This is a genomic window from Arthrobacter sp. Y3224055 (assembly GCF_059090825.1).
Genome location: NZ_JBNHGB010000002.1, coordinates 225073 through 241121, shown reverse-complemented (window position 1 = coordinate 241121; position 16049 = coordinate 225073). Strand labels below are relative to the sequence as shown.

At 67.8% G+C, this 16049-nt stretch carries 15 protein-coding genes; 12 read left to right on the top strand and 3 right to left on the bottom strand.

All coding sequences use genetic code 11. The features are described from left to right. From prcB to AC5RTY_RS06365, 12 genes are all read left to right on the top strand, one after another. Window positions 1–837, top strand: coding sequence for a proteasome subunit beta (gene prcB / locus AC5RTY_RS06420; RefSeq protein ID WP_494074542.1), 837 nt, complete (start codon window positions 1–3; stop codon window positions 835–837). Window positions 838–839: 2 nt separating this feature from the next. After that, on the top strand, window positions 840–1571 hold the full coding sequence (gene prcA, locus AC5RTY_RS06415) for a proteasome subunit alpha (protein WP_493999718.1): 732 nt from the start codon (window positions 840–842) through the stop codon (window positions 1569–1571). Window positions 1572–1573: 2 nt separating this feature from the next. After that, entirely contained in the window at window positions 1574–2935 is a 1362-nt protein-coding gene (gene pafA, locus AC5RTY_RS06410; RefSeq protein ID WP_494013987.1) for a Pup--protein ligase, read from the top strand. A gap of 85 nt (window positions 2936–3020) precedes the next feature. After that, entirely contained in the window at window positions 3021–3929 is a 909-nt protein-coding gene (locus AC5RTY_RS06405) for an FKBP-type peptidyl-prolyl cis-trans isomerase (RefSeq protein ID WP_493999720.1), read from the top strand. A 72-nt stretch (window positions 3930–4001) separates the two neighbouring features. Beyond that, complete coding sequence (locus AC5RTY_RS06400; RefSeq protein WP_493978452.1) at window positions 4002–4397, top strand: FKBP-type peptidyl-prolyl cis-trans isomerase; 396 nt, start codon at window positions 4002–4004, stop codon at window positions 4395–4397. 109 nt (window positions 4398–4506) lie between these two features. Next, the gene (locus AC5RTY_RS06395; protein WP_494139243.1) at window positions 4507–6504 is read left to right on the top strand and encodes a helix-turn-helix transcriptional regulator; all 1998 of its coding nucleotides are present in this window, start codon (window positions 4507–4509) and stop codon (window positions 6502–6504) included. 10 nt (window positions 6505–6514) lie between these two features. After that, window positions 6515–6850, top strand: coding sequence for a hypothetical protein (locus AC5RTY_RS06390; protein WP_493999723.1), 336 nt, complete (start codon window positions 6515–6517; stop codon window positions 6848–6850). Between the two features lie 42 nt (window positions 6851–6892). Next, the gene (gene tatA / locus AC5RTY_RS06385) at window positions 6893–7177 is read left to right on the top strand and encodes a Sec-independent protein translocase subunit TatA (RefSeq protein ID WP_493999724.1); all 285 of its coding nucleotides are present in this window, start codon (window positions 6893–6895) and stop codon (window positions 7175–7177) included. A gap of 5 nt (window positions 7178–7182) precedes the next feature. Further along, entirely contained in the window at window positions 7183–8043 is an 861-nt protein-coding gene (gene tatC, locus AC5RTY_RS06380) for a twin-arginine translocase subunit TatC (protein ID WP_493999725.1), read from the top strand. Window positions 8044–8110: 67 nt separating this feature from the next. Further along, the gene (locus tag AC5RTY_RS06375; RefSeq protein WP_494139242.1) at window positions 8111–10930 is read left to right on the top strand and encodes a DEAD/DEAH box helicase; all 2820 of its coding nucleotides are present in this window, start codon (window positions 8111–8113) and stop codon (window positions 10928–10930) included. Window positions 10931–10970: 40 nt separating this feature from the next. After that, window positions 10971–12605: an amidohydrolase gene (locus tag AC5RTY_RS06370; RefSeq protein ID WP_494013992.1), complete on the top strand. Its 1635-nt coding sequence runs from the start codon at window positions 10971–10973 to the stop codon at window positions 12603–12605. 507 nt (window positions 12606–13112) lie between these two features. Beyond that, window positions 13113–13844, top strand: coding sequence for a polyprenol monophosphomannose synthase (locus AC5RTY_RS06365; protein WP_493999728.1), 732 nt, complete (start codon window positions 13113–13115; stop codon window positions 13842–13844). Between the two features lie 89 nt (window positions 13845–13933). Here the strand turns inward: AC5RTY_RS06365 and AC5RTY_RS06360 are convergent, their stop codons facing one another. From AC5RTY_RS06360 to AC5RTY_RS06350, 3 genes are all read right to left on the bottom strand, one after another. After that, on the bottom strand, window positions 13934–14281 hold the full coding sequence (locus AC5RTY_RS06360) for an RNA polymerase-binding protein RbpA (RefSeq protein ID WP_493978444.1): 348 nt from the start codon (window positions 14279–14281) through the stop codon (window positions 13934–13936). A gap of 271 nt (window positions 14282–14552) precedes the next feature. After that, the gene (locus AC5RTY_RS06355; protein WP_493999729.1) at window positions 14553–15488 is read right to left on the bottom strand and encodes an SPFH domain-containing protein; all 936 of its coding nucleotides are present in this window, start codon (window positions 15486–15488) and stop codon (window positions 14553–14555) included. 60 nt (window positions 15489–15548) lie between these two features. Continuing rightward, window positions 15549–16022, bottom strand: a complete 474-nt coding sequence (locus AC5RTY_RS06350) for an NfeD family protein (RefSeq protein WP_493999730.1) — start codon at window positions 16020–16022, stop codon at window positions 15549–15551. Between the last annotated feature and the right edge of the window lie 27 nt (window positions 16023–16049).

Here is a 16049-nt window from a genome sequence, read left to right as displayed (position 1 = left end):
ATGGACATGCCGGCCGGCGGTCCGGGCTCGGTTTTCGCCCACATTTCCCATTCAGCCACCGCCTCCTTCAGCGAGTATCTGGCGCGCACCGCCCCGGATCTGCTGCCGGGCGCCCGGGGGGCCCAGCAGCTGCCGGCGGGGGCGGCACCGATGGTGCCCCACGGCACCACCATCGTGTCGATGACGTTCGCCGGCGGCGTGCTGATGGCCGGCGACCGGCGGGCAACCATGGGCAACCTGATTGCCAGCCGGCACATTGAAAAGGTCTTTCCGGCCGATTCCCATTCGCTGCTGGGCATTGCCGGCACCGCCGGCATCGCCCTGGACATCACGCGGCTCTTCCAGGTGGAACTCGAGCACTACGAGAAGATCGAAGGCACGCTGCTCAGCCTCGACGGCAAGGCCAACCGGCTGGGCGCGATGATCCGGTCGAACCTGCCCATGGCGATGCAGGGCCTCGCGGTCATTCCGCTCTTCGCCGGATTTGATGCCGAGCGGCGGGTTGGCCGGCTGTTCTCCTACGATGTCACGGGCGGACGCTATGAGGAGCAGGAGCACCACAGCGTGGGGTCCGGGTCGGTCTTTGCCCGCGGGGCGCTGAAGAAGCTCTGGCAGCCGAACCTGGAGGAGGCGGCGGCGGTCCGGGTGGCCGTCGAAGCCCTGTACGACGCCGCCGACGACGACTCGGCGACCGGGGGACCTGATGCCGTCCGGCAGGTGTGGCCCGTGATCTACACCGTCAACGCCGCCGGCGCCCGCCGGATCCCGGACCGGGAACTCGCCGCCACGTCCGAGGCCGTCATAGGCGCGCGCGCCGCGGCCGGACGGGAGGCCTGAGCATGACGCAGCAGTTCTACGTCTCGCCCGAACAGCTGATGAAGGACCGGGCGGACTTCGCCCGGAAAGGCATCGCCCGGGGCCGTTCCGTGGTGGTGCTCAGCTGCTCCGAGGGAATCGCGCTGGTCGCCGAAAACCCCTCGCCGGCGCTGCACAAGATCGGGGAAATCTACGACCGGATCGCGTTCGCCGCGGTCGGCAAATACAACGAGTTCGAAAGCCTGCGCCAGGCCGGGGTCCGCTACGCCGACGTGCGCGGCTACTCCTACGACCGGGACGACGTCACCGGCCGTGGCCTCGCCAGCGTGTACGCGCAAAGCCTGGGCGCCGTGTTCACCGCCGACAGCAAGCCGTTCGAAGTGGAGCTTGCCGTCGCCGAGGTCGGCGATACGCCGGGCGACGACCGGCTGTTCCGACTGACCTTCGACGGGTCCATCGCCGACGAACGCGGCTTCGTGGTGATGGGTGGTTCGGCCGAGGCGGTGGGCGAGAGGCTGCGCGGCAACCCGGCCGCGGACCGGGACTTTTCGGACGCGGTCCGCGCGGCGGTGGCCGCCCTGTCCGGCGGGACCGGCGAGCAGGACGCGGGGCAGGGCAGGGAACTGCGTCCCGAGGGCCTGGAAGTCGCCGTCCTGGACCGCGACCCGCTGTCCACCCGGGGGAGCCGGCGCGCCTTCCGCCGGTTGCCGACCGCTGAACTGCACCGGATATTAGGCGAGGGAATGGACGGCTAGCCATGGACCGACGCATCTTCGGGATCGAGACCGAATTCGGCATTTCCTATTCGGCGCCGGATTCGCGCCCGCTCTCGCCCGAAGAGGTGGCCCGCTACCTCTTCCGCAAGGTGGTCACGTGGGGCAGGTCGTCCAACGTGTTCCTGACCAACGGGTCCCGGCTGTACCTGGACGTCGGGTCCCATCCCGAGTACGCGACCGCGGAATGCGACGACGTCGCCCAACTGGTGGCGCAGGACCGAGCGGGGGAACTGATCCTCGAAGACCTGATGAACGAAGCCCAGGAGCGCCTGGCGCGGGAGGGCTTCGGCGGCAGCGTCTACCTGTTCAAGAACAACACCGATTCTGCCGGGAATTCCTACGGCAGCCACGAAAACTACCTGATCCCGCGCAAACTGGAATTCTCCCGGCTGGCCGACATCATGATCCCGTTCCTGGTGACGCGGCAGATCCTGGTCGGCGCCGGCAAGGTGCTCAAGACGCAGAACGGCTCCATCTTCGCCTTCTCCCAGCGCGCCGACCACATTTGGGAGGGCGTCTCGTCCGCCACCACCAGGTCACGGCCCATCATCAACACGAGGGACGAGCCGCACGCAGACGCCGAGTACTACCGGCGGCTGCATGTCATCAACGGCGACTCAAACATGTCCGAGTCCACCACCATGCTCAAGGTCGGGACGGTGGACCTGCTCCTGCGGATGATCGAAGCAGGGGTCATCATGCGCGACCTCCGGCTGGAAAACCCGATCCGCAGCATCCGGGACATCTCGCACGACCTGACCGGCCGCAGGCCGCTGAAGCTGGCCAGCGGGCGGGAGATGTCTGCGCTGGCCATGCAGCAGGAATACCTGGCCAAGGCGCGCGGGTTCGTCCAGGCCAACGGGGCACACAGCCCGCACGTGGAACGCATCCTCGATTTGTGGGAACGGACCCTGGCGGCCGTCGAATCGGGCGACCACCGCGGCATCGAGCGGGAGATCGACTGGGCCATCAAGAAGCGGCTGATCAACCGGATCATGGACCGCCAGGCCATCGACCTGGATCACCCGCGGATCGCGCAGGTGGATCTGACCTACCACGACATCTCCAGCCGGCGCGGCCTCTACCACCTGCTGCAGGCACGCGGGGAGGTGGCCCGGGTGGTGGAGGAGCAGGACGTCAAGGACGCCGTGGACCGGCCGCCGCAGACCACCCGCGCCAAGCTGCGCGGCGACTTCGTCCGCGCGGCCCGGGAAAACGGCCGCGACTTCACGGTCGACTGGGTCCACCTGAAGCTCAACGACCGTTCCCAGCAGACCATCCTCTGCAAGGACCCGTTCAAAAGCGAGGACCCCAGGGTCGAGGCGCTGCTCGCCACCTTGTGACCTCCGCCCCGTATTCCAAGCGGATCACCAGATTTCTCTGCGAGAATGTCCCGTGCCCGCAAGTTCCGCGATAAGAAAGTCGATTGTGCGCAAAATACTCTCCATCCTCCTGCCGGCCGCCCTGCTGCTCACCGCGTGCGGCGGCAACGGCGATTCGGGTTCGGACAGCCTGGATGACATCTCCGTGACCTCCGGCGCCGAGGGCGCCGCCCCCGCCGTCGAATTCGCCGCGCCGCTGGAACTGCCCGAATCCCGGGCCGAAGTCATCACCGAAGGCGAGGGGGACGGTGCTGCCGCGGGCCAGTGGATCCGCTACCGGCTGCTGGCCAAGGACGCCGTCACCGGGGAACAGCTCGGCGAGACCTACTCCGGGCTGGCCGACCAGACGGTGGAACTGAGCGAGGGCTTCGAGACCGCCGACCCCGCCCTGTACGAGGCGCTGCTCGGTTCCAACCCGGGCAGCGAAATCGCCTACTACGTCCAGCCGCCGGCGGATGCCGGTGCTTCCGCGCCCGCCCAGAACCCGCAACTGCTGTTCCTGACCGTGCAGGATGTCAAGGACAAGGGCGTCAAGGCCGACGCCGCCGAGGTCGCCGAGCTGGAGAAGGCCGGCAAACTGCCCGAGATCACGCTCGACGACGAGGGCGTCCCCTCGGTCAAGATCCCGGAAGGCAACGACGCCCCGGACAACCTCATCGTGAAGGTCATCGAAGAAGGCGACGGCAAGGAAGCCACCGAAACCAGCACCGTGAAGGCGAACTACGCCGGGTGGAACTGGGCCGAGGGCACCGAATTTGATTCCAGCTTCTCCCGCGGGGAGGCGACCGAATTCCCGCTGGACGGCGTCATCGAAGGCTGGACCAAGGGTTTGACCGGCCTGAAGGAAGGCTCGAAGGTCATGCTGTCCATTCCCACCGAACTGGCCTACGTCCAGGGCCAGGGAGATGCCGTGGGTGACCTCATCTTCTATGTGGAGCTGACGGACGTCCGGTAAGGGATGCCGCCGCACCGTGCGGTAACGTAGCCGACGCAGCAACAGATACACGTCAAGCAAGAGAGGTTCAGCATGTCTTTTGGCAAGCGCGAATACGACCGCACCAAACCCGAGATCGACTTCCCGGGGACCGAAACCCCGCAGGACCTGGTGATCGAAGACATCATCGTGGGAGACGGTGCCGAGGCCAAGGCCGGCGACACCGTGTCCACCCACTACGTGGGCGTCGCCTGGTCCACCGGTGAAGAGTTCGACGCATCGTGGAACCGCGGCGCACCGCTGGACTTCCGCGTTGGCGTCGGCCAGGTCATCCAGGGCTGGGACCAGGGCCTGCTGGGCATGAAGGTGGGCGGCCGCCGCCGGCTGGAGATCCCGGCGCACCTCGCGTACGGCGACCGCGGCGCCGGGTCCGCGATCGCGCCGGGCGAATCGCTGATTTTCGTGGTGGACCTGCTCGGCGTCCGCTGAGCCCGACCGGCAGCAGGGGGCGGAGCGACGGAGAACGTTAGTTCATCGTTACTCCGCCCCTTCGGCGTTGACTTCACCCCGAAACCCTCCAGCCAGTAACGTTTCAACTATGTCCGCCTCCAAGACCGAACGACTCCTCAACCTGCTGATCGCGCTGCTGGAACGCCGCCGGGGCTACAGCAAGGAGGAGCTGCGCGCGCTGATCCCGCCGTATCGCGAGGCGACCAGCGACGACGCCTTCAACCGGCTGTTCGAGCGGGACAAAGAGGACCTGCGGGAAATGGGCATCCCGGTGGAGACGTTCCCGGACGACACGCTCTACGAAAACGACAACAGCGGGCTGCGGTACCGGATCGACCGGCACAAGTACCGGTTGCCGGAACTCCACTTCACCGCCCGGGAGAGCGCGGTGCTCTCGCTGGCCTCCCGCTTGTGGCAGCAGGCCTCGCTGGGGTCGGCAGCCGCCCGGGCCGTCCGCCGGCTCGACGTGCACGGAGCCCTGGCCGACGGCGATCCACTGATCGGGGTTGAACCGCGGATCCGCACCGCGGAGCCGGCCTTCGAACCGCTGCTCAAGGCGGTGTTGGACCACACCCCGGTCTCCTTCGACTACCGGTCGCCCAAAGACGGCCGGCCGCAGCCGCGGCGGGTGGAGCCCTGGGGGCTGGGCAACCGCTACGGCCACTGGTACCTGGCCGGCCGCGACCTGGACCGGGACGCCCAGCGCACCTTCCGGCTGTCCAGGATCACCTCCACCATCAAGAAGCTGAACGGGACCTACAGCATCCCGGAAGGCTTCGCCATGCGCACGGTGCTGGACGGGCTGCAGGCGCCGGAGGACAACGGGACCGCCGTCCTCCTGCTCCGGCAGGACAAGGCCAACTCGCTGCGTGCGGCCGCCGCACCCGCCGAGGACGTCCGGCCGCCGGCGGGCTGGGACGCCGTCACGCTTGGCTACGGCGACGCGGAGGTGCTGGCGGAGGAAATTGCCTCGCACGGCGCCAACGCCCTGGTCCAGGGTCCGGACGAGCTGCGCGGCGCCGTGGTGCGCCGGCTGGAAGGCGCCCTGGCCGCCGCCACCCAGGCACCGCCGTCGTACACCCTGCTGGAGGACAGCTCACGGCCGGCACGGAAGACGGGGTCCCTGGACCATCTGCCGCGGCTGCTGGACCTGGTCTCCTACGTCACGGCGAATCCGGGGGTGCCGCTGGACGCCACCGCCGAGAAGTTCAAGATCAGCAAGAACCAGCTGATCAAGGACCTGAACCTGCTGTTCGTCTGCGGGACTCCCGGCTACGGCCCGGACCAGCTCATCGAAGCCTTCTGGGAAGACGGCACCATCTCCATCAACAACGCCGACGAGATCGACAAGCCGGTGCGCCTGAGCCTGGACGAGGCGCTCTCGCTGGTGGTCGGCCTGCAGGCCCTCGAGACCGTGCCCGGGGTGGGGGAGCAGCCCGCCCTGCGCAGCGCGCTCAGCAAGCTGCTGGCGGCGGCCGGCGGGGTTGCCGCCCGCCACACGGCCATCGCCGCGGATCTGGCGGCCGAGGACAGCACGCCCGAGGTGCTCGCGCTGCAGGAAGCCGCGGCCGCCCGGCGAAGCGTGGACATCGACTACCTCGTGCCGTCCCGGGATGAGATGACGAACCGCCGGATCGATCCGCTCCGGGTCTTCGCCGTGGACGGCCACTGGTACACCGAGGCCTGGTGCCACCGCCAGCAGGCCGTGCGGCAGTTCCGGGTAGACCGCATGCGCTCCCTGGCCGCCACCGCCGAGCACTTTGAGCCGCCGGCCGAACGGAGCAGCGAATTCCCCGACAGCCTGTTCACCCCGCAGGAGACGGACCAGGTGGTGGTGCTGCGGATCTCCGAGCGCCTGGCCGAACTGGCCGACCAATACAACGCCCGGCGCCGCGCGGTCCTTGCCGACGGTTCGCTCGCAGCCGAAATCCGGCTGTCCAGCACGGCGGTGCTGCCCGGCCTGGCGGCACGCCACGGCGGCGAAGTGGCCGTGCTGGAACCGGCGGAGGCGGCTGGCCAGACCCGGGAACGGCTGCGGCAGGCGCTGGAGGCCTACCGCGCGGCCCCGGCTTCGGCCGGAAGCTAGAGTGGACAGCATGCCCCTTTGGTTCTGGATCCTGCTCTGGGTTGCCCTCTGTGCGCTGGCCCTCGTGTTCATCGCCCTGCTCGGCTGGCGCATTTTCCGCCAGTTCATGCGAACTTTGCGTGAATTCGAGGCGGCGGCCGACCGGCTGGCCGGCGGACTCCAAACGGAACGGCAGCCCGCCGACCCGCACCGCCCCCGGCTGGCACTCTTCGCCGACTCCGCGGTACTCAAGGAGGAATACGTCCAGGGCAAGGAGCGGCGGCGCGAGGAGCGGAGGCAGCGCAGATTCGCCCGGCGCGCCGCCCGCGGCCAGCGGCAGTCCCTCCGAGATCTGCGGCTGTCCTGACCCGCCGATGGCATAGGATGGACTAGACGAAAGGAACCACGCATGGGACGACTCTTCGATAACCCCTGGACCATCATTATTCTGGTGATCATTGTGCTGCTGCTCTTTGGCGCACCGAAGCTGCCGGGCCTTGCCCGGAGCCTGGGCCAGTCCATGCGGATCTTCAAGTCCGAGGTGAAGCAGATGAAGGACGACGACGCGTCCACCGCCGCCCCGGACTCGGAACCCGTCGAGGGCCGCGTGGTCAACCCGCCGCGGAACAACACTGACAACCGCGGACAGCAGCCGAATGCGAACGGCGGATCCCCATCGCCGCACCAGCAGTAAGGGCCGTGGCCGGTAAGAAAGGCCGGAAGGCCAACCCTGAGGGGCGGATGCCGCTCAAGGCCCATCTGAAAGAACTCCGCAACCGGCTCATCGTGTCCGGCATTGCCGTCCTGCTCGGCGCGGTCGCCGGCTGGTTCCTGTACGACCCCGTGATGGTCGCCGTCCAGGCACCGCTGATGGAAATCTCGGCGGAAGAGGGCCGGCGCGCGGAAATCAACTACGGCAGTGTCGGATCTCCGTTCGACCTGAAAATCCAGGTCTCCATCTTCCTGGGGCTGCTGGTCAGCTCCCCGGTGTGGATCTACCAGGTGTGGGCCTTCATCACGCCCGGCCTGAAGACCAAGGAACGCCGCTACACGCTCGGCTTCATGGTCGCCGCCGTGCCGCTGTTCCTGCTGGGGATCTACTTCGGCTGGATCGTGCTCCCGGAGATCGTCAAGGTGCTGACCATGTTCACGCCGGAAGGCGGCGTGAACCAGATCCTGGCCACCGACTACCTGACGTTCGTGATGCGGATGTTCCTCTCCCTCGGCATCGCGTTCCTGCTCCCCGTGGTGTTGGTGGGGCTGAATTTCGCCGGCCTGCTGTCCGGCCGCCGCGTGATCAAGAGCTGGCGGATCGTGGTGTTCGTGGTCTGCCTGGTGGCGGCGATGGCCGCCCCCGGCCCGGATGCCATGTCCATGTTCCTGCTGGCGGCCCCCTTGCTGGCGTTGTTCTTCGTGGCAACCGGCATCAGCCTGCTCAACGACAAGCGCCGGGACAAGCGGCGCAAGGTCCGTGAAGCGGAAGTCGCCGCCGGCGTCGACCAGGCCACGCCGCTCGATCAGCTGAAGGCCGACAACCCGGAGCAGGACGGAGCCAAATAGGCTGCGGCCCGGCCAGGGGCCGGCGGCACCCATCGGGCCGGCGAATTTAAGCGGATAGGCTTTTGCTATGAGTTCCCCCTCCGAACGCTACCTTGCGGCCGCCGAACGGGTGGCCTTCTCCAAGACCCGGCTGTACTCGTTCAGCCAGACGCTCGGATTCGAACTCGACCCCTTCCAGCGCGAGGCGTGCGAGGCCCTGGAGCGCGGCCGCGGCGTCCTGGTTGCAGCTCCTACCGGCGCCGGCAAGACCGTCGTCGGCGAGTTTGCCGTCTACATGGCCCTGCAGCGGGGACTCAAGGCGTTCTATACGACGCCGATCAAGGCCCTGAGCAACCAGAAGTACAACGAATTGGCGGCTACCTACGGCGCGGAGCGGGTGGGGCTGCTCACCGGGGACACCTCGGTCAATCCGCACGCGGACGTGGTGGTGATGACCACCGAGGTATTGCGGAACATGCTGTACGCCAATTCCGACACCCTCCTGGACCTGGCCTATGTGGTGATGGACGAAGTCCACTACCTGGCCGACCGGTTCCGCGGCGCCGTGTGGGAAGAGGTCATCATCCATCTGCCCGACGACGTGCAGTTGGTCTCACTGTCCGCGACCGTCTCCAACGCGGAGGAGTTCGGCGCCTGGTTGGACACCGTCCGCGGCGACACAGACGTGGTGGTGTCCGAGCACCGCCCGGTGCCGCTGTGGCAGCACGTCATGGTCGGCTCGGACCTGTTCGATCTTTTCGCCGGCGACGTCGCCTTCGACGAAACCGCGCAGGAATCCGGCACCGGCAGCGGCCGCGCCTACGAGGTGAACCCCGAGTTGTTGAAACTGGCGTCGGCCGAGCACCGGCTCAACCGCAGCGCCAACTGGGGCCGTTCCGGCGGCCGGCGCGGGCGGCGCGCGCCCGAACCCCCGCGGCAGGCGCTGACCCGGATTCGGCGCGCCAGCCGTCCGCAGGTCATCGCCAAGCTCGACAGCGAGGGACTGCTGCCGGCCATCACGTTCATTTTCTCCCGCAACGGCTGCGACGCCGCCGTGAAGCAGTGCCTGGAATCCGGGTTGCTGCTCACCACGGAAAAGGAACGCGCCGTCATCGTCCGCCGCGTGGACGAGGCCGTGCAGGACATAGCCGAAGAGGACCTGGACGTGCTGGGCTTTTGGACCTGGCGCGAAGGCCTGTCCCGCGGCTTTTCCGCCCACCACGCCGGCATGCTGCCGACGTTCAAGGAAGTGGTCGAGAAGCTCTTCGCCGACAACCTGGTCCGCGCGGTTTTCGCCACGGAGACGCTGGCGCTGGGCGTCAACATGCCGGCGCGGACGGTGGTGCTGGAGAAACTGGACAAGTTCAACGGCGAGGCGCACGTCGACATCACGGCAGGGGAGTACACGCAACTCACCGGCCGCGCCGGCAGGCGGGGCATCGACGTCGAAGGCCATGCCGTGGTGCTCTGGCAGCCCGGCACGGATCCGGGAGCCGTAGCCGGCCTGGCGTCGCGGCGGACGTATCCGCTGAACTCCAGTTTCCGGCCCACCTACAACATGAGCATCAACCTGATCGCGCAGTTTGGCCGCGGCCCGGCCCGGGAGATCCTGGAAACCTCGTTCGCGCAGTTCCAGGCCGACCGCTCCGTGGTGGGCCTTGCCAAGCAGGTGCGCAGCCGGGAAGAGTCGCTGGCAGGCTACGAGAAGGCCATGAGCTGCCACCTGGGCGACTTCAACGAATACGCCCGCCTGCGCCGGGACCTGAACGAGGTCGAGAAACGCGCCTCCCGCACCCAGTCCCGGCACCTGCGCTCGGCGGCGGCATCGTCCCTGGACCGCCTGCGCCGCGGCGACATCATCGACATTTCGGCGGGCCGGAACCTCGGCTACGCCGTGGTGCTGGACCGGGACGAAGCCGCCCGCGAGCCCCGCCCCACGGTGCTGACCCAGGAGAAGCACATCCGCCGCATTTCCGTCGACGACTTCCAGGGCCCGGTGGAGGTACTCTCCACCATCCGGATCCCCAAGACCTTCAACGCGCGCAGCCCCAAGGAACGCCGCGACCTGGCGTCCTCGCTGCGCAATGCGCTGCACGACAAGCGCCCGCCGCGGCGGGGGAGCGAGCACCGTGACTTCATCGTTCCCGGCGGGACCCAGGCCGAGCGGCAGATCAACGACCTGCGCCGCAAACTCAAGGCCCACCCCTGCCACGGCTGCAGCGACCGGGAAGACCATGCCCGCTGGGCGGAGCGCTGGTGGAACCTCCGCAAGGAAACCGACCAGCTGGTGACGCAGATCCAGGGCCGCACCAACACCATCGCCAAGACCTTCGACCGGGTCTGCCAGGTGCTGGACAGCTATGGCTACCTGGAGACCGGCGGCGACGGTGTCGCCATCAGCCCCGCCGGGGAACGGCTGCGGCGCATCTACGGCGACCGTGACCTGCTGGTGGCGCTGTGCCTGGAGCAGGACGCCTTCGCCGGGCTCACCGCCGCGGAACTGGCGGCCTTCGTGTCCTGCCTCGTGTACCAGGCCAAGCGGGAAGAGGCCGGCATCCGGCCCAAGATGCCCTCGGCCGCCATGGAAGCGTCAGTCATGATCGCCGTCCGTGAATGGTCGCAGCTGACCGATCTTGAGGAACAGCACCGGCTGCCGCTCACCGGCGAGCCGGAGCTCGGGCTCGCCTGGCCGATGTACAAGTGGGCCAGCGGCCGGTCCCTGCAGACCGCGCTCAAGGGCACGGACCTGGCCGCCGGCGACTTTGTCCGGTGGGCCAAGCAGGTGATCGACCTGCTGGACCAGCTGATCAAAGTGCCCGCCCTCGATCCTCAGCTCGCGGCCCGCGGCAGGCAAGCCATTGGCTTGGTCCGCCGGGGCGTCGTCGCCTACGCCGCCGTGGCCGAATAGCCCGGCTACCGCGCGCACACCACCTTCTGAAAGGATTTCCATGAGCGAATCTGTCCTGCCCGCTGCCACGGGCCTTACGCTGTACCGCAACGGCAGCGTCTACAGCGCCGCCGACCCGTACGCCACGGCGATGCTCGTCGACGGCGGCACCGTGGCCTGGATCGGGTCGGAGCACGCCGCGACGTCCATTGCCGACGGCAGCATGCGGGTGGTCGACCTCGATGGACGCCTGGTGGCGCCCGGTTTCGTGGACGCGCACGCCCACGTGACGCAGACGGGGCTCGCCCTGTCCTCGCTCGACCTGACCGGCTGCGCGTCGCTGGTGGAACTGCTCGACGCCGTCGCCGCCGCTTCCCGGCAGGACGGCGGCCCCGTCCTGGGCCACGGTTGGGACGAAACCCGCTGGCCCGAGAACCGCGCCCCCTCCGCCGCCGAACTGGATCGCGCGTCGGGCGGGGCGGATGTCTTCCTGACGCGGGTGGATGTCCATTCCGCGGCCGTCTCGGCCGCGCTGGCGACCCGCCTGTCGCTCTCGGAGTTGCCCGGCTGGTCGGAGACGGGGACGGCCAGCGGGCCGGCCCTTGCACGGGCCCGGGCCGCGGTCCAGATCCCTGCAGCCGGCCGGCGCGAAGAGCTCCAGCGGCTGGCCCTCCGGCACGCTGCGTCCCGCGGGTACGTCGCCGTCACGGAAATGGCCGCCCCGCAGCTGGGTCCCGCCGAGGACCTGCTGGCGCTGCTCGAACTCGGCGATGCCGAGCCCGGGCCGAGGATCCTGCCGTATTGGGGGGAGCTGATGACCTCCGCCGAACAGGTCAAGGAAACGGTGCACTACTTCTCCGGCCGCCTGCGGGGGCTGGGCGGGGACCTGACCATGGACGGGTCCGTCGGATCGCATTCGGCGGCCGTCAGTGCGGGCTACGCCGACCTCCCGGGGGAGCACGGGACGCTCTATCTCGACACCGAGGCTGCTGCGCGGCATGTAGAACTGACGGCGGAGCAGGGCATCCAGGCGGGTTTCCACGTGATTGGCGATGCCGGGTTGCTGCGGGTGCTTGACGCCCTGGACCTGGCCGCCAAACGCGTCGGGGACGCGGCGGTACGGTCGGCCCGCCCGCGCCTTGAACATGTGGAAATGGTCCCCGAGGGGGCGCTGGAGCGGATGCTCCGGCACGGGGTGACCGCCAGCATGCAGCCGCTCTTCGACGCCTATTGGGGCGGGGCGGAAGGCATGTATGCCACGCGGCTGGGCGCCGAGTCTGCACTCGCCATGAACGCGGTGGGAACGTTGCAGACTGCGGGCGTTCCGGTCGCGATCGGGTCCGACGCCCCGGTCACGGAACAAAGCCCGTGGGCCGCCGTGAAGGCGTGCCTGGAGCACCATAACCGGTCCGAGCAGATCTCCGCCCGGGCGGCGTTCCTGGCGCACACCAGGGCCGGTTGGCGGGCCGCGGGCGAACGGAACCCCATGGAGGGCCAGCTGGCTCCGGGTACTCCCGCGACGTTCGCCGTCTGGGACGCGGACGAACTCTCCATCCAGACTCCCGACTCGCGGGTGTCCGCTTGGAGCACCGATGCGCGTGCGGGCACGCCGATGCTGCCCTCTCTGGACAGCGGCAGGTTGCCGGTGTGTGTCCGCACGGTGATGAATGGAGTAACCATTTATGACGGCTCCTGAGGTAGTTCCGTTTTCGGCGGTCGCGGAAAAATCTGAACGATTTGTTTGATTTCGAGAACTTTCGACCGCCGGGAGCCCCGCTCTGACGTGCAGGTATGGACAAAACCGCAGGTCAGAGCGGTATTGACACATCCCGCACAACCAGTAGGCTGAACTCTCAATGGGCCGGTATTTCTTCGCGGATACCGGTCCGTGCCGGGGAGAGAGGCTGCTGGCGGCACCTGCCTGCGGGCGGTTGCGCCCGACGTCCCTTGACGAACCGGCACTTCCGGGGTAGGTCCGCACGTCAGTAGAAAACATGTCTGCGTTCCCCCACAGGTTTGCTTTCGTGGCCCGAAGGCGTGTGGACCTACCCTTCCTTTCACCTTCAGGCCGCGCGGCCGGGCGTGCCCGCCGGCCTCCGGTCCAAACTCATGGCCTATACTGGACCGTCGATGCGGAAGCCTCCGGGTATCTCCGGCACGAGGAAATCTGCGGTTTGCAGCACAACGTTCGAAAGGCCACTGAGTGCGGGTCGTCACCATCATCCCGACGTATAACGAGATCGAGTCCCTCCCGAAGACAGTAGCCCGCCTCCGCACCGCCGTACCTGGCTCGGACATCCTGGTGGTCGACGACAATTCCCCGGATGGCACCGGAACCTTGGCCGATCGGCTGGCGGCCGATGACTCCGCCATCCATGTCCTCCACCGCGAAGGGAAAGCGGGGCTGGGCGCCGCCTACATCGCCGGCTTTCGCTGGGGGCTTGACGCCGGGTACGACGTCCTGGTGGAGATGGACGCCGACGGCTCACACCAGCCCGAGGAGCTGACCAGGTTACTGGGCGCACTCGATGGCGGCGCGGACATGGTCAAGGGCTCGCGGTGGATTCCGGGCGGGAAGGTCGTCAACTGGCCACTCCACCGCAAGGCCATCTCGTTGGCCGGCAGCCTGTACTCCCGGCTCATGCTCGGCGTGGCTATCCGCGACATCACCGGCGGCTTCAACGCTTTCAAGGCCGGGACCCTGCGCGCCATCGATCTCGACAGCGTGGAATCGGTTGGTTACTGCTTCCAGATCGACCTCACCTGGCAGACGCTGAAGGCAGGACTGGCGGTCCGTGAAGTTCCGATCACCTTCGTCGAACGCGAATACGGCGACTCGAAAATGAGCGGCGGCATCGTGCTGGAGTCCATACTGCTGGTCACCAAGTGGGGGATCGCGGACAAGTGGCGGAGACTCCGCGCCCGCAAAGGCTGACCGCGACCGTACACAACCCCACGGCACAAAGAGAGGGAGCGCGCCCCGGCGGGCGCGCTCCCTCTCTTTAAGGACGGGGCGGTCAGGCCTTAAGCCGTGCGCCGTTCCCCGCGGCGTTCGCGCAGCTTGGTCAGGCGGTCCTCGAGGATCTGTTCGAGCTCCTCAACGCTGCGGCGTTCCAGCAGCATGTCCCAGTGGGTGCGCACCGGCTTGGCATTCGGGTCGACGGGCTTTTCTCCGTTGACCAGGAGTGCTTCCTTCCCCGACTTGGAAACCCATACCGGGGGGATCTCGGCTTCTGCGGCAAAGGTCACGAACACCTGCTCGCCGTCCTCGCAACGGTACTCAACGCGCTGGCGCGGAGCCGGTTCAACACCGGATTCAGTCTCCATGCTCTGCGCTCCGAGGCGCATACCCCGCAGGCTACGATCGCTCATGATCTCTCCCTCTTGTCTTGTGGCGGACCGGCGGCTGGACCGCGTCCGCGATGGCTCGCTAACACTCTCAACGTCGGCGGGCGGCCGTCTGTTCCCGGCCGCGATGATAACGCGAATCCCGCCTGCGTCAAGGATGGTTGTAGGCGGCAACTTCCCGGCAAACCACCCATTATAGTCCGGGCGGCGGTCCCGGGTAAACCGAAGCAGGGGCGCGGAGCATCCGACCGGCTGACGCTCCGGGCTCCCGGCCCCGTGCCTGTTTTCTGCTGTGTCAGCCGCGCAGCTCGCTGCCGATTGTTGAGCCGGCCGGGGCCGTCTCGCTGTCCGGGGTGGCCGTTCCCAGCAGGCTGCCGATGCCCTTGAGCGCCTCGCCCACCTCGCTGGGGATGATCCAGAGCTTGTTCGACTCGCCTTCAGCGATCTTGGGCAGCGTCTGCAGGTACTGGTAGGCCAGCAGCTTCTGCGTGGGGTTGCCCTTGTGGATGGCGTCGAACACCTTCTGGATTGCCTGGGCCTCGCCGTCGGCACGCAGGATCGCTGCCTTGGCGTCGCCTTCGGCGGCGAGGATGGCCGCCTGGCGCTGGCCTTCGGCCGTCAGGATCTGGGACTGTTTGGTGCCTTCAGCCGTCAGGATGGCCGCCCGGCGGTCGCGCTCGGCCCGCATCTGCTTTTCCATGGAGTCCTGGATGGAGTGGGGCGGGTCAATCGCCTTGAGTTCCACGCGGGAGACGCGGATGCCCCAGCGCCCGGTCGCCTCGTCCAGGACGCCGCGGAGCTGGCCGTTGATCTGGTCGCGTGAGGTGAGCGCCTCTTCCAGGTTCAGGCCGCCCACCACGTTGCGGAGCGTGGTGGTGGTCAATTGCTCCACTGCCTGGATGTAGTTGGCGATCTCATAGGTCGCGGCGCGGGCATCGGTCACCTGGAAGTAGACGACGGTGTCGATGGAGACCACCAGGTTGTCTTCGGTGATGACCGGCTGCGGGGGAAAGGACACGACCTGTTCGCGCAGATCCAGCAGCGGCAGCAGCCGGTCCACGAAGGGGATCAGGATGGTCAACCCGGGGTTCAGCGTGCGCTGGTACTTGCCCAGCCGTTCCACGACGCCCGCCCGTGCCTGCGGGATGATCCGCACGGCGCGGACGAGCACGATCACGACGAAGACGATCAGGACCAGCAGCACGATCCAGATTCCGATATTGCTATCCATAGTTCCCCTCTAAGAGTGGTTTCAGTGGGTCACGGTGCCGGCACGATGCCCGCCCGGGTCTTACTGGGCCGGCAGCGGCCCGTCCGCGCGCTGCGGAGTCACGACGGCGGTCGCCCCCTCGATCCGGGCGACCGAAACGCGCTGGCCGGCCGGGATGGGCGAGCCGTCCGCCGACCGGGCCGACCACGTATCGCCGCCGATCTTCACGACGCCGGAATGATCGGTGACGGATTCGAGGGTCATCGCCGATTCGCCGATCAGCCGGTCAACGTTGGTAGCCAGGTCCCGCGGTCCGCTGCGCAGATGCCGCAGCGCTACCGGTCGGACGAAAAGGACCATCAGCAACGCGACCACGCAGAAGATGACCACCTGCATCCAGAAGGGCAGGCCGAGCAGTGCCGCGAACAGGGCCACGAGCGCCCCGGAGGACATCATGATGAAGAACAGGTCCAGCGTCATCATTTCGACGATGGCCAGGATCAGGAACACGGCCAGCCAGAGGACCCAGCTGTTGGCGACGAGCCATTCGATCATCAGTACCCCCTGATGTTGGAGCAGCCG